At 70.4% G+C, this 13,819-nt stretch carries 13 protein-coding genes and 4 tRNA genes; 10 read left to right on the top strand and 7 right to left on the bottom strand.

Annotated features, from left to right (window positions below; translation table 11 throughout):
* Positions 1-5: 5 nt before the first annotated feature.
* A complete protein-coding gene (locus HNQ07_RS17970) occupies positions 6-650 on the top strand; it encodes a DUF305 domain-containing protein (protein WP_184114332.1) in 645 nt (214 codons plus the stop codon).
* Between the two features lie 13 nt (positions 651-663).
* Here the strand turns inward: HNQ07_RS17970 and HNQ07_RS17965 are convergent, their stop codons facing one another.
* Both HNQ07_RS17965 and HNQ07_RS17960 read right to left on the bottom strand, forming a co-directional pair.
* On the bottom strand, positions 664-981 hold the full coding sequence (locus tag HNQ07_RS17965) for a hypothetical protein (protein ID WP_184114330.1): 318 nt from the start codon (positions 979-981) through the stop codon (positions 664-666).
* A gap of 259 nt (positions 982-1,240) precedes the next feature.
* The gene (locus HNQ07_RS17960) at positions 1,241-2,107 is read right to left on the bottom strand and encodes a GNAT family N-acetyltransferase (protein ID WP_184114328.1); all 867 of its coding nucleotides are present in this window, start codon (positions 2,105-2,107) and stop codon (positions 1,241-1,243) included.
* A gap of 342 nt (positions 2,108-2,449) precedes the next feature.
* Between HNQ07_RS17960 and HNQ07_RS17955 the strand changes: the two genes are divergently transcribed.
* Both HNQ07_RS17955 and mnmE read left to right on the top strand, forming a co-directional pair.
* A complete protein-coding gene (locus HNQ07_RS17955; RefSeq protein WP_229832159.1) occupies positions 2,450-3,022 on the top strand; it encodes a DUF4258 domain-containing protein in 573 nt (190 codons plus the stop codon).
* A 73-nt stretch (positions 3,023-3,095) separates the two neighbouring features.
* Positions 3,096-4,415 carry a tRNA uridine-5-carboxymethylaminomethyl(34) synthesis GTPase MnmE gene (mnmE, locus tag HNQ07_RS17950; RefSeq protein WP_184114324.1) on the top strand — a complete coding sequence of 440 codons (1,320 nt, stop codon included), beginning with the start codon at positions 3,096-3,098 and terminating at the stop codon, positions 4,413-4,415.
* Between the two features lie 72 nt (positions 4,416-4,487).
* Here mnmE and mglA read toward each other — a convergent pair whose 3' ends face one another.
* Both mglA and mglB read right to left on the bottom strand, forming a co-directional pair.
* Positions 4,488-5,078, bottom strand: coding sequence for a GTPase MglA (gene mglA / locus HNQ07_RS17945; protein WP_184114322.1), 591 nt, complete (start codon positions 5,076-5,078; stop codon positions 4,488-4,490).
* Between the two features lie 52 nt (positions 5,079-5,130).
* Positions 5,131-5,616 carry a GTPase-activating protein MglB gene (mglB, locus tag HNQ07_RS17940; protein ID WP_184114320.1) on the bottom strand — a complete coding sequence of 162 codons (486 nt, stop codon included), beginning with the start codon at positions 5,614-5,616 and terminating at the stop codon, positions 5,131-5,133.
* 147 nt (positions 5,617-5,763) lie between these two features.
* Here mglB and HNQ07_RS17935 point away from each other — a divergent pair, with 147 nt between their 5' ends.
* Positions 5,764-7,821 (top strand): phosphodiester glycosidase family protein, encoded by a 2,058-nt coding sequence (locus HNQ07_RS17935; RefSeq protein ID WP_373298101.1) that lies wholly within the window; start codon positions 5,764-5,766, stop codon positions 7,819-7,821.
* Positions 7,822-7,927: 106 nt separating this feature from the next.
* Positions 7,928-8,455, top strand: coding sequence for a CAP domain-containing protein (locus HNQ07_RS17930; protein WP_184114318.1), 528 nt, complete (start codon positions 7,928-7,930; stop codon positions 8,453-8,455).
* A 136-nt stretch (positions 8,456-8,591) separates the two neighbouring features.
* Here HNQ07_RS17930 and msrB read toward each other — a convergent pair whose 3' ends face one another.
* The 3 genes from msrB to HNQ07_RS17915 all read right to left on the bottom strand — a co-directional run bounded on the left by msrB (position 8,592) and on the right by HNQ07_RS17915 (position 12,991).
* Entirely contained in the window at positions 8,592-9,053 is a 462-nt protein-coding gene (msrB, locus tag HNQ07_RS17925; RefSeq protein ID WP_184114316.1) for a peptide-methionine (R)-S-oxide reductase MsrB, read from the bottom strand.
* Between the two features lie 135 nt (positions 9,054-9,188).
* Entirely contained in the window at positions 9,189-11,054 is a 1,866-nt protein-coding gene (locus HNQ07_RS17920) for an ABC transporter ATP-binding protein (RefSeq protein ID WP_184114308.1), read from the bottom strand.
* Positions 11,051-12,991: an ABC transporter ATP-binding protein gene (locus HNQ07_RS17915; RefSeq protein WP_229832157.1), complete on the bottom strand. Its 1,941-nt coding sequence runs from the start codon at positions 12,989-12,991 to the stop codon at positions 11,051-11,053. Before HNQ07_RS17915 ends, HNQ07_RS17920 begins: the two co-directional genes overlap by 4 nt.
* A 236-nt stretch (positions 12,992-13,227) precedes the next feature.
* Here HNQ07_RS17915 and HNQ07_RS17910 point away from each other — a divergent pair.
* From HNQ07_RS17910 to HNQ07_RS24525, 5 genes are all read left to right on the top strand, one after another.
* A tRNA-Thr gene (locus HNQ07_RS17910) sits at positions 13,228-13,303 on the top strand.
* Positions 13,304-13,312: 9 nt separating this feature from the next.
* Positions 13,313-13,398 (top strand) — tRNA-Tyr (locus HNQ07_RS17905).
* Between the two features lie 21 nt (positions 13,399-13,419).
* Positions 13,420-13,492, top strand: a tRNA-Gly gene (locus HNQ07_RS17900).
* A gap of 8 nt (positions 13,493-13,500) precedes the next feature.
* Positions 13,501-13,575: transfer RNA gene (locus HNQ07_RS17895), tRNA-Thr, on the top strand.
* A 152-nt stretch (positions 13,576-13,727) separates the two neighbouring features.
* The coding region (locus HNQ07_RS24525) for a GTP-binding protein (protein WP_221275291.1) at positions 13,728-13,819 on the top strand (92 nt) is incomplete at its 3' end.

Raw genomic sequence — 13,819 nt, 5'->3', positions numbered from 1 at the left:
GGCGCGTGACGCCCCGTCCCCGCTGGCCCGCGCTGCTGCTCCTGCTGCTCCTAGCGGGCCTGGCCGCCTTCGCGCTGTTCGCGCCCGGCCGTTCGGCGCCCGCTGAGACCAGCCGCGAGGTGACGTTCGTGCGCGGCATGATCCAGCACCACGCGCAGGCGGTGGACATGGCGACCCGCATCCGCGACCGCAGCCGTGACCGCACGCTGCGCTCTCTGGCACTGGACATCATCCTGTCGCAGCAGGAGCAGATCGGGCAGATGCGCGGGTGGTTGACGCTGTGGAACCGTCCGTGGGCGGGGGCGGGCATGGACGCCGAGCACGCCCGCATGATGGGCATGGCCACCCCGACCGAGGTGGCGTCCCTGGACACCCTGCCGGAGGCGAGGGCCGAGGTGACGTTCCTACAGCTGATGCGCCGCCACCACCAGGGCGCGCTGGCGATGGTGCGGCCGGTGCTCGACCAGCCGGCCCGGCCGGAGGTGCAGGCGCTGGCCCGGCAGATCAATGCCACGCAGTCCGCCGAGATCCGCGTGATGGACAGCCTGCTGAAGCAGCGTGGGGCGTCTCCCCTGCCCACGCCGGGCGGTGCGGATCAGATGCCCGGCATGGACATGGGCAGCGACTCGCACGACATGCCGATGCACTGACGGCGGCCCGCTTCTACGGCTCGTCGTCCCAGTCGTCGGTGAGGGTATCGGCGCGGGCAGCGCGGCGGGCCTTGCGGCGCTCGTCCTTGGCAACCTTGCGTTTCGGGCGGGGCGGCAGGGTCAGCTCGTAGCGGCGTTCAGGCGCGCAGGGGGCTGCAACCTCGACCAGCGTGTCGGCCGGGTCGGCGTCACGCAGATTGCCGGCGAGGTGGAGGTGGCGCTCGCCGCAGTACGGGCACTCGTCCACCACCCAGAACATCACGCGGGTGCCGGGCATGTCGCGCAGGGTGACATACGCGGTGCGCGGCGCATTCCGGTCTTTCTTGCCCATAGACGCCGAGGCTACTGCGCCCTGCGGCGCGCGTTTGTGTGCGGGGCGGTCGTGTCGAGGAGCGTCCGCCCACGGTGACGCCACGTCCGACCGGGCCAGAGGTGTTTTTGCCACCAGCCCGCGGATCATCTGGAGCAGTCGGATGGCTCCAGACCGGAGAAGGTCTGACGCCGAGATGAGCGGGAGGCGATGGACGAACCCCATCCGGACTCCCCTCCTGCGGGTCGAGGGCCACGACGGACTTCAGTGGGGCCTGCGTTCAGACGTCCTCGTCACCGTCGCGCAGGTACGTGACCACCGCGCGGCAGTGGGTGAGGCCCGCGTGGGTGTACAGGGCACGGGCGGGCCGCATGTGGTCGTGGGCGCGCACCCGCAGCGTCCGCAGTTCCGGGTGCGTCTGTGCCTCGGCCGCCGCCAGGGCCAGCAGGTGCTGCCCGTAGCGCTGGCCGCGCTCGGCGGGGTGCACGGCGAGGTACGTCACGTCGGCGCGGGCGGCGTCCGGGTTGAACTCCAGTTCCGCGAAGCCGACCGCGTGCGAGCCGCGCATCAGGGCCAGCAGGCGCACGTCGTCCCGGCCGAAGTGAGCGTCGTACTCTTCGGGCGTCCAGTCCAGACGGTTGGCCCAGGTGTCCTCCGAGGCGCGGTACAGCGCGCGGTACTCCGCGATGGGCAGCGTGCGGCGCAGCGTGTGCCCGTCCGGCAGCGCGGCCCGGCGGGACAGGTCCGGCAGCGGCGCGCTGTAGAAGTCCGTGGTGTGCATGGGCGCGAACCCTGCCGCTTCCAGCGCGTCGCGCACGTCCTGGTTGTCGCGGGCACAGAACGCGTACACCGGCAGTCCCTGGGCACCGTCCACCGCCCGGCCCACCAGGGCGCGCAGATGGCCGCCGTCCCCGATCGGCCCTTCGAGCACCAGGCCGTCCCGGAACGGCGACAGGGCGCAGTACGCGCGTACCCCCTCGCCGGCGTCGTCCTCCATGACCAGGCAGCGGCTGTCCTCGCATTCAAGCAGCAGTTCGGCCGGATCGCGGGCGTCCGGGGCGAACACCTCGCGTTCCGGGGCATCGTCCATCCAGTGCAGCAGGGCCAGCAGGTCGGCGGCGTCGGTGGACTGCATGGGGCGGATCATGGCGGGCAACCTCCAGGTGCGGACGGGGCGCGGACGGAGCTTCGTTCCCCAGGGTAGGCGGGCCGGGCAGCGCTGTCTGCCGCCCGCTTCACGCCCCGCGCGGGCCGCGGCGTGCTATCCTGCATGTATGCCCTGAACAGGGTACGCCGCCTGCCTCCCACCGAACACGAAGCCGTGTTTGAGGGGAGTTTTCCGTTTTGGGCGACCGTGCGCCCAGGAGCAAGGAGCAGGGGTGCCGTGACCGGAGGTGCCGCCGTGACGAAACAGTCCAGCAAGCCGGGGAAAGCCGCCCCGTCCACCCGTCCACACCGGAATGGTCCCCCATCTGGTATCGGGGACGCCGTGCAGACCGGCACTGACCTGCTCGCCCTGCGCGCCCAGCTGGCCCGCGCGGAGAAGGCGGCCCGCCGCGCGCCCACGCCGCCGCCGGCCCGCGTCTCGCGCCCTACGCCGGTGCCCCCGCAGCGCGAGGCGGAACTCGCGGGCGTACTGACCGACGACTTCTCGCTGCACCGCGCCCATGCCAAACTCCGCGACGCCGTGTACGACGGCCGCTACACCCTGTGCCCGCATGCCGTCGGCCACGCCCGCGCCGAGGGCTTCTTAGAGCACGACATCATGAACGTGCTGCTGTCCGGGCGGGTGCGGGCGGTGTACCCCGACGATCACCGCTGGCTGGTGTGCGGGCGCTTCGAGGCCTGCGGCGTGGCGCTGCCCCTGCACGTGGTCGTGCAGCACTACCGGGACGGTCACATCGACATCGTGACGGCCTTCGTGCCCAAGCAGCCGCACCATGTCATCAGCCGCGCCCGGCTGGCCGTCATGCTGCGCTACGACGAGGGCCAGATCCGCACGCACACCAGCGCGCCCGCGCCGCGCGCCGGGCACCGCGGGCGGGGCCGCTGGAAAAAGTGACGCGGCAGGCGGGAGGAGCACCGGCACACCACAGCACGGTCGCCCGCCCGCCGCGCCTGCTAGCCTGCCCCGCGTGACGCGCACCGGCCTCTCGGACACCATCGCCGCCATCGCCACCGCGCCGGGAAGCGCCGGGGTGGGCATCGTGCGCGTGAGCGGCCCGCGGGCGCTGGATGTCGCGGACGGCGTGTTCCGCGGGCGGCGGCGGCCGTCGCGCACGCCGGGCGGCCGGTTTCTGTTCGGCACGCTGGTCGCCGGAGACGGCGAGGTGCTCGACGAGGGCCTGTGCCTGATCTTCCGGGAGGGCCGCAGCTACACCGGCGAGGACGTGGCCGAGGTACAGACGCACGGCAGTCCGGCGGTGCTGGCGCGCGTGCTGGCGCGGGCGCTGGAACTCGGCGCGCGGCTGGCTCGGCCCGGCGAGTTCACATTGCGCGCGTACCTCGCCGGGCGTCTCGACCTCGCGCAGGCCGAGGCCGTGCTCGGTCTGGTCGAGGCGCACACGGACGCCGCGCGGCGGCAGGCGGCGCTGGGGCTGTCGGGCGCCCTCGGCACACGGGTGGCGCGGATCGGCGCACACCTCACACGCACCCTCGCGGCGCTCCAGGCGATGCTCGACTACCCGGAGGAAGGCGTGCCGGAGGAGGACCGCGAACAGCCCCTGGCGGCCGCGCGCGACGAACTGCGCGCCCTGGTGGGCACCGCGCGGGCCGGGCAGGTCGCCACGCGCGGCGCGCGGCTGGCCCTGATCGGCCGCCCGAATGCCGGCAAGAGCAGCCTGCTGAACGCGCTGGTCGGCTACGAGCGCTCCATCGTGACGCCCATTCCCGGCACCACGCGCGACTACCTGGAAGCGGGTCTGGAACTTGCAGGTGTGCCGGTCACGCTGGTGGACACCGCCGGTATCCGCGACACCGCAGATGAGGTGGAGGCGGCGGGCGTGCGGCAGGCCCTGACCCTGGCGGGCGGCGCAGACCTCGTGATCGCGCTGGAGGACGGCTCCGCTCCCCGCGAGACCCTGCCGGTGACCCTCCCGCCGGACGCGCGGGTGATCCGCGTGCGGACGAAGGCCGACCTGCCGCCCGCGTGGACGGACGACAGCGCCCTGGCCGTGAGCGCCGTGACCGGCGAGGGCCTGAGCGCCCTGCGGGACGCCGTGAATACGGCGCTGCTGGGCGACACCTCCCGCAGCGAGGCGTGGCTGACCACCGAGCGGCAGGCCGACGCCGCCCGGCGCGCCCTGGACCACGTGGAGGCCGCCGCGACCCTCCCCGACGACCTGGCGAGCTACGAACTGGAAGAGGCGCTGCGCTGCCTGTCGGAACTCACCGGCCGGGACGTGCAGGAGGACGTGGTGGACGCCGTATTCATGAACTTCTGCGTGGGCAAATGACGGGCTGTGCGCCATGAGCAGTGGGCTATGAAGAACATCGTGCCCTCATAGCCCACCGTCCAGCGCCCGCAGTTATCTGGTCTTCGACAGCCGTTCCAGCACCAGGCGGCTCACGGTCTTGAGGGTCTCGAACACGCCCACGCCCTTGTCGGACATCGCCTCGAACATCGTGAGTTCCTTGCCGGGGTCGATCACGGCGCGGATCATGTCGGCTGGCAGCGCGTTGGGCAGGTCGCGCTTGTTGATCTGCAGCACGATCGGCACCTCGCGCACGTCGATGCCGTGTTCGGCGAGGTTCTCGCGCAGGTTGCGCATGCTCTCGGCGTTGGCGCGCAGGCGATCCGGGGCGGAGTCCGCGACGAACACGATGCCGTCCACGCCGCGCAGGATCAGCTTGCGGCTGGCGTTGTAGAACACCTGGCCCGGCACGGTGTACAGGTGGAAGCGGGTCTTGAAGCCCTGCACGGTGCCGAGGTCCAGCGGCAGGAAGTCGAAGAACAGGGTGCGCTCGTCCTCGGTCGCCAGGGACACCATGTCGCCGCGCAGGTGGCCGGGCACGCGCGAGAAGACGTGCTTGAGGTTGGTGGTCTTGCCGCTCATGCCCGGGCCGTAGTAGACGATCTTGCAGTTGATTTCGCGGGCCGCGAAGTTGATGGTGCTCATGACGCTGTCTCCTGTGTCGGGCCGGGGGTCGTGAGGGAGCGCGGGGGGAACATCAGCCGAGCAGGTCGTCGAGCAGCGCGTTCACGCCCTTGTTGAAATCCTCGCCGAGCTGCGGGGTGGGCGCGTCCTTGAGTTCGTCGAGGATCGCGGCGATCTGCGTCACGGTCTTCTTCGCGTACACCTTCACCTTGCCCAGCGGCACGCTCGCGTCGAAGATCAGGGTCAGCAGCGTCTGGTCACCGACGGATTCCACGTACAGCGTGCCGTTCTCGCCCTGGTGGATCTGTTCGCTGAAGGTGCGCTCGCCCAGCAAGTTCGCCAGGGCGGCGGTGGCGGCGGCGTTGCTGGCGACCAGCGTCGCCACCGAGTCCAGCGCCGGCGGGCGCGGCGCCCACAGCGCCTCCTTGTGCGAGAGCACGAAGCCGTTGCGGTCGACCAGCAGACCGTAGCGCACCCCCGTGGTGTCCAGGAGATCCTGAAGCTGCTGATCCACGCGCTCGTAGGCGTCGCCGTACAGCTCAAGTGAGGGTTCGATCATACGCCCGCCAGGATAGGGTACGGACTCGCACACAAGCCTGACGGAACGGCCCCGCCGCGTGAAATCCTTCGTGATCGCGCCAGGCGCGCGCTGGCCGCGGGTCAGGCGTTCATGATCGCGTCAGGGACGGCCTGTACACTCGCCCGCGTGACCTTCAGGCGCAGAGTGGCGGGGTGGGCAGTGACGGCCGGACTGGCGCTGATGGGCAGCGCGCTGGCCCGGCCGGTGGCGATCGGCGGCTTCATGCAGCCGTCCAGTATCGATTCCCGCATGATCGGCGGCGTGGAGCTGCTGCCGGTGTGGGCGCTGCCACGCGTGGGTGTGGCGGTCCGCAACGATCCGGCAGACCTGCGCCTGGTGCTGGGCGCGCGGGAACTGCGCTTCTCGCCGGTGAGCGGCTGGAAGGCGCTGGGCTTCACGCTGGCCGCGCCGCTGCCGCTGCCGCAGGTGCTGGAGGGCAGCCTGCTGGTGCCGCTGGCCGCCGTGACGCAGCTGGGCGTGGGCGTGCTGGCCGACACACCCACCCTGCTGGACTTCGCCGCGCCGGCCAGCGTGCCAGCCGCGACGCTGCCGCCCTCCGGGACGGTGACGGCAACTCCCGCCCCGGCCACGCCCTCGCCCGTGAAGCCGGCGGTGCCGACCACGCCGGCCGCGCCCGCCAGCCCGCCCCCCGCCAGCACCACACCGCCCAGCACCACGCCCCCGGCCACCACGACCATCGTGCCAGGCCCCGCGCCGTCGCCCAGCCCCGCGACCCCGGCGCCCGTGACGCCGGCCCCGGCTCCGACCGCGCCGGTCACGGCCGAGATTCCGCCCGTGACCACACCGGGCGTGCCGGCGCCGCCCCTGGTGCCGGGCGTGCCGATCACGCCGCCACCCCTCTCGACGCGGGCGCTGGCGAACCTGGACACCGTGCGGGTCAGCCGCTCCATGTACCGCACCGTGGAGGTGCAGCGCGTGGTGCTGGAGTTCAGCGACGTGGCCCCCTACAGCGTGGACCGCGGCGCGGTGGGCGTGAGCCTGCAACTGCCGGGCGTCACCGCGCAGGCGCAGACGCAGGCCCTGCCGTCCGGAGACACCCTGGCCGTCCAGACCACTCCGGGCGGCAGCGCGGTGCGGCTGGACACGGCTGGCGGGCGCAGCACCATCTTCACGCTGGATGACCCGTACCGCATCGTGGTGGACACCGTGACGTACACCGACAGCAGCGTGCCGCCGCCCGTGAACCCGGCGGCGCTGCCGGACGGCGTGACCTACACCCGGCGCGGCGCCCTGCACCTGCTGGGCTTCGATCCCGCCCGCTTCCAGCCGCGCGTGGTGAGCGCTCCACAAGGCCGCGCGTCGGGCGTGGCGGACCTCGTGCGCGCGGTGGGCGGCGTGGCGGGCGTGAACGGCGGGTACTTCGACCCGGCCAGCAACCTGCCGGTGGATCTGGTCGCGCTGGGCGGCGTGATGACCTCCGGCAGCCTGGAAAAACGCGGCGCGGTGGGCTTTACCGCCCAGGGCCAGGCGGTGTTCGGCTACCCCCGCCCGCGCTACGTGCTGGGCGGCGTGTTCGGGACGATCACCGTGAACGCCGTGCGCGCCCGGCCCGACGCCAGCCTGCTCACCGCCTTCGTGGGCGACGGCCGCACCAGCGTCGGCGGCCCGACCTTCGTGACCCTGCAGCTCGCGCCAGGCGCCACCACGGTCACGCGGGCCGGCGTGGGCGCGGTGGTGCCGCCCGCGGGCACGCTGGCCTTCACCTTCGATCCACAGCACTTCCCGCAGCTCCCACACGCGGCCGACGACCCACTGACCGTCACGCTGAACTGGCAGGCCAGTGACGCGCCGTGGACCACGGTCGTGGACGCGCTGGGCGCCGGACCGCTGCTCGTGTCGGGCGGCCGGGTGGTGCTTGACCCGGCCCGCGAGGGCTTCAACACGGCGGCCAGTATCTGGCGGCCCACCCGTCAGGTCGGGATCGGCATGATGGGCGGCCAGCCGGTGATCGCGTTTCTGGAGTACGGCAGCCCGGAGGCCTTCGCCACGGCCCTGGCGGGAGCCGGCGTGCAGGTCGCCATGCGCCTGGACAGTGGCAGCAGCGCCACCGCGTACCTGACCGGCGGCTACGGCGGTCTGGGCGGGTACCTGAACACCGTGTGGAGCCGCGCCGTGCCGAACGCCATCGTGTTCGTGCCGCGGGACGTGAACGCCACCCGCTGAACTTCAGCGTCCGGGCGTACCCCAGCCCCCCCGCCCCCGACCGGGCGGCGCGGCGTGCACTACCGTACGGCGCGTGTCCTGCTCCGCAGGGTCGAATACGGTCAGGATGCGACGCTCCCTCTCTGCCCTGTTCCTGCTGCTCCTGAGTGCGTGCAGTTCCACGCCGGCCGTCCCGGGCCTCAGCGCCGGGCACGTCACGGCGGGCACGCCGTCGACCGCCTTCGCGCAGCGGGTCTTCGACCTGACGAACGCCGCGCGCGCCCAGGCCCGCACCTGCGGCACCACGCCCTACGCCGCCACCACACCGCTGACGTACAACGCAGAACTGGAACTCTCCGCGCAGGCGCACGCGAACGACATGGCCGTGAACAACTACTTCAGCCACACCAGCCAGGACGGCCGCACCTTCGACCAGCGCGTCACCGCTTCCGGCTACACGTGGTCCGTGGTGGCCGAGAACATTGCCGCCGGTCAGGTCACGCCCGAGGAGGTCGTGCAGGCGTGGCTGGACAGCGAGGGCCACTGCGCGGACATGATGGCGCCGGACCTGCGCGAGATCGGTGTGGGGTACACGCCCGCCAGCAGCGGCAAGTACGGCACGTACTGGGTGCAGGATTTCGGCACGCAGAAATAACAGGAAGCCGCACGGCAGCCCGCACAGCCTGGAGAGCCGTCCACCCTCTGGAACATTCCACACGATGACGGGGAGGAGCGCCTGTCCGGCACCCCTCCCCGTCATCCCCGCTGAGCGGACCTGACGTCAGCCCCGCTCAGCGGAACTGGGCCGCGTACTCGCCGTAGCCCTCGGCCTCCAGGCGGTCTGCCGGGACGAAGCGCAGCGCCGCGGAGTTGATGCAGTAGCGCAGGCCGCCCTGGTCACGCGGGCCGTCCGGGAAGACGTGGCCCAGGTGAGAGTCCGCGACGGGCGAGCGGACCTCGGTGCGGGCGTACCCGATCTTGTAGTCGGTGTTCTCGGTCAGGCCGACCTTCTCGATGGGCCGCGTGAAGCTGGGCCATCCGCAGCCGGCGTCGTACTTGTCCCGGCTGGAGAACAGCGGCTCGCCGGACACGACGTCCACGTAGATGCCGTCGCCGGTGTGGTCCCAGTACTCGCCGGTGAAGGCCCGCTCGGTGCCCTCGTGCTGCGTCACCTGGTACTGGATGGGCGTGAGCTGCCCGCGCAGTTCGGCGTCCGAGGGCTTGACGAACGCGGCCTTGTCGGTGCTGGTCATGCGCGGAGTGTAGGCGGGACCGGGGGGCGCAACCGTGGCGGGCGCCGCTTCATGGATTCTTCGGGCTCGGCCGGAGCCGACGGACACGGGCACCGGCCAGCAAGGCCGGTGCCCGTCAGGATGTCCATCTGCGCGTCAGTCCGCCGCTTCGCCCTTGGCGTACTGGAGGCGGTGCAGGCGGGCGTAGTAGCCGCCCTTGTCGAGCAGTTCACGGTGGCTGCCCTGCTCGACGATGCGGCCCTTGCGCATCACCACGATCCGGTCGCAGTGCTCAATGGTGCTCAGGCGGTGGGCGATGATGACGCTGGTGCGGCCCAGCATGACCTTCTCCAGCGCTTCCTGGATACGGATCTCGGTCTCGGTGTCCACGTTCGCGGTGGCCTCGTCCAGCACCAGCAGGATGTCGGGGTTCTGGATCAGCGCGCGCGCAAAGGCCAGGAGCTGCTTCTGCCCGGTCGACAGCGTGGCGCCGCGCTCGCGCACTTCCGTGCGGTAGCCGTCCTCCAGCGACAGGATGTAGTCGTGAACGCCGACGTATTTGCAGGCTTCCACCACGCGCTCGTGGCTGATCTCGGGGTTGTTCAGGGTCAGGTTGCTCTCGATGGTGCCGGCGAACAGGAACACGTCCTGCAACACCACGCCTACGTGGCGGCGCAGGTCGTGCTGCGCCAGGTCACGGACATCCACGCCGTCCACCTTCACGCTGCCGCGCTGCACGTCGTAGAAGCGAGAGACCAGGGCGGTCACGCTGGTCTTGCCCGCGCCCGTCGCGCCGACCAGGGCCACGCTCTCGCCGGGGGCGATGTGCAGGTCGAGGCCGCGCAGGATCCAGCGGTCGTCGCTGTCCGGGACGTCCGCCGTGACGCTGCCGTCGTACGCGAACCACACGCCGTCGAAGTCCACCCGGCCCGCGAAGTGCTCCAGCCGCTGGGCGCCGGGTTTGTCGGTGATGGTCTCCTCGGTGTCGAGCACGCCGAAGATGCGCTCGCTGCTGGCCATTGCGGCCTGCAGGGTGTTGAACACGTCGCTGAGGTCCTGGATGGGCTGGAACAGCTGTTGCGTCCACTGCACGAACGCGAAGAGCGTCCCGACCGTCACGGCCGCGCTGAGGCCGGTGCCGACCGCGTCAGGTCCCAGCAGTTGCCGCGCGGCGAAGTACAGCACCAGCGCCACCGCCACCTGCCCCAGGACCGCCACGACCGGCATGAACAGCGAGAACCACTTCACGCTGGTCTCGTTGGCCGTCAGCAGGGCGCGGTTGGACCCGTCGAAATCCAGGGCGCTGCGGCGCTGGCGGCCGAAGAGCTGCACGGTCAGCATGCCGGTGATGTTCTCGTTGAGCTTGGTGTTCACGATGGCCTGCTGGATGCGGGTGTCGCGGTACGCCAGGCGCATCTTGCCCCGGAAGTAGTTCGTGGCGAAATACAGGATGGGCAGCACCGTGAAGGCGATCAGCGACAGCCGCCAGTCGATGGTCAGCATGACGACCATGTACACGATGATCAGGAACGTGCTGGTGATCAGGGAGATCAGCCCGCCGGTGATGAACTGGTTGATGGCGTCCACGTCGCTGGTCACGCGCGTGATCAGGCGGCCCACCGGGTTCTGGTCGAAGAAGCTCAGTTGCAGGCGCTGGAGTTTCGTGAACACGTCGGCGCGGATGTCGCGCAGCACGTTCTGGCCCAGGTAGCCGATCGCCAGGGTCGAGAAGTACGTGACCGCGAACGCGACTGCCTGGATGGCGATGTACCCCAGCGACGCGATCAGCAGCACCTGGAACAGCGGCGCCGGGTTCTGCGCGGGGTTGCTCGCGTACGGCTGGAGCGCGTGGTCGATGGCGTAGCGCTGGAGCAGCGTGGGCAGCGGCTGGAGCGCCGCGGTGACCAGCGCGAGCAGCACGCCCAGCACCGCCAGGCCGCGGTAGGGCTTCAGGTAGCCCAGCACGCGCCGCGTCAGGTGCGCGTCGAAACTCTTGGAGAAGGCGTCTTCGGGCTGGGTCATGACTTCACCTTCACGTCCTGTGCTCCCCGGGGGAGACGGTCTTCGAGGTCGTCGGCCGCGTGCTCGGGATCGCTGACCGCTTCGCCGTCGGCGTCGAGGTCGCTGGCGAGGCGCTGGAGGCGCTCGAGTTCAGCGTAGTGGCCGCCCAGGGCAACGAGTTCCTCGTGGCTGCCCTGCTCGGTCACGCGGCCGTGCTCGAGCACCACGATGCGGTCGGCGTGCCGCAGGGTGCTGATCCGGTGCGCGATCAGGATCACGGTGCGGCCCTGGCTGACCTCGCGCAGGCCGTCCAGAATACGGCGCTCGGTCTCGGTGTCCACGGCCGACAGGCTGTCGTCGAGGATCAGGATGGCGGGCTCGCGCACGATGGCGCGGGCAATTGCAGTGCGCTGACGCTGCCCGCCGGAGAGCGTCACGCCGCGCTCGCCGAGCATGGTGTCGTAGCCGTCGGGGAAGCCCTCGATGTCGCCGTCCAGCCCGGCCAGCCGCGCGGCGTTGCGCACGCGGGCGAGGTCCGGCTGCTGCGGCACGTTCGGCGTGGCCGGCAGTCCCACCACGCTCACGCCGGTGGGCACGATGGGCAGGTCACGCGACTCGATCCCGAAGCCGATGTTGTTGGCGATGGTGTCGCTGAACAGGAACGGCTCCTGCGGCACCACGCTGATGTGCTCGCGCAGCCGCGAGAGCGGAATGTAGCGGATGTCGTTGCCGTCGATCCGCACGGTGCCGCTGCTGGGATCCAGGCTGCGCGTCAGGAGCTGCATCAGCACGGTCTTACCGCTGCCGGTCGGGCCGGTCACGCCGACGAAGGTGCCAGCCGGGATGTGCAGGTTCACGTCGTCCAGCACGCTCATGCCGCCGTAGCGCACGCTCACGTGCTCGAAGGCGATCTCGCCGCGCAGCGTGTGGATGGTGGGGTCGGTGCGCCCGGGGGTGTCGTGGATCTGCGCCCCGGCGTCCAGCAGCTCGCGCAGCCGCAGCCACGACGCCAGGCCGCGCTGGGTCACGCCGGTGATCCAGCCGATCATCATCATCGGGAAGGTCAGGCGGCCCACCGTGATCAGGAACTGCACCAGCATCCCGACCGTGAACGCGCCGCCCGCGCCGCCGTACAGGATCAGGCGGCCGCCGACCAGCAGGATCAGCCCGAAGGCCACGCCGATCAGCAGCGTGGTGAACGACCGCAGCGGCCCGTCCACCTTCGTCAGGGCGACGTTGCGGCGCAGCAGCTCCAGGTTCATCTCGCGGTACGTCTCGATCTCGCGGTCCTCGATGGCGTAGCCCTTCACGACGCGCGCGCCGCTGAAGTTCTCCTGGGCCATCGCCGCGATTGCGCTGTTCTGTTCCTGGGCGGCCTTGTGGCGCACGTTGATCTGCCGCGCCAGGTACGACAGGATGCCCACGATGATCGGAATCAGGGCAATCACGATCAGCGTGAGCTGCCACGACAGGCTGAACATCACCGCGAAGGCTGTGACGAAGCCCGACACGATGTTCACGATCTGCCACGCGCCGAAGCCCAGCATTTCGCGCACCGCACCCAGGTCGCCGGTCAAGCGGTTCATCAGGTCGCCGGTGCGGGCGCGGTCGTAGTAGGATTTGTCGAGTGTCTGAAGGTGGGCGAAGATGTCGCGCCGCACCTCGTACTCGCTCTGCCGGGACGCGACGACGATCATGCGCCGCATCAGCAGCGTGAACCCGCCCGCGATCAGGGCCGCCACGACGATGCCCACGGCGTACAGACCGGCCCGGGCCAGGGTCAGGCCGGGGGTGGTGGGGTCCGTGTCGATCTGGCCGGTCAGGCCGTCGATCGTCCAGCGGATGAAATAGGCCGGCAGCAGGTTCACGGCGTTGGCGATGGCAATCGCCAGCAGGCCGATCACATACTGCCGCCGGTGAAACATCAGGTACGGCCACAGCGTGCGTAGACTTTCCAAGGGAAACCTCGTTCTGAACGTGAAATCAGGACCATCGGGGCGCAGCCGGCGCCCGTGCGGGGCCAGCATACGCTCCTTGGCCAGGCGCGCAATGCGCGTAATGGCGCATCCGGCAGGCGACTTAAGGAACGATTGACACCCCTGGGGGCCGGTGCTACTATTCCCAGCCGGAAGTGAACGCGCCTGCGCGGGCGCTTCCGCGCTCAGGGCACCCAACGCCCGCGTGCGGGAACGGTGCCACCCTAGCTCAACTGGTAGAGCACCCGACTTGTAATCGGAAGGTTGGGAGTTCGATTCTCCTGGGTGGCTCCATCAACGTGTGGGTAGGTGGCCGAGTGGTTAAAGGCGACAGACTGTAAATCTGTTCACGTACGTGTACGGCGGTTCGAATCCGCCCCTGCCCACCACATCTTCATCGAGCACGGCGCGCGGGAATAGCTCAGTTGGTAGAGCGTCAGCTTCCCAAGCTGAATGTCGCGAGTTCAAGTCTCGTTTCCCGCTTTTTCTCCGCTTCTGTAGCTCAGTGGTAGAGCACTCCCTTGGTAAGGGAGAGGTCGTCGGTTCAATCCCGACCAGAAGCTCCATCCGGCACGGCCTGCAGAATCTGCAGGCCGTGCCTTCCTTGAACCCCTCAGGCGCTTTGGAGCATGGACTCTTGGCGTTTTCCAGGGGGGCGAGTACACTGGCAAGGCTTGCCCGGCCGTCCGGGCAGATCCATTTCAGGAGGAACACCAACATGGCGAAAGGAACGTTTGAGCGGAACAAGCCCCACGTGAACGTGGGGACGATCGGACACGTGGACCACGGCAAGACCACCCTGACCGCGGC

It is taken from the genome of Deinococcus metalli (assembly GCF_014201805.1).
Lineage (GTDB): Bacteria > Deinococcota > Deinococci > Deinococcales > Deinococcaceae > Deinococcus > Deinococcus metalli.
This window is presented reverse-complemented; position numbering and strand designations above follow the sequence as displayed.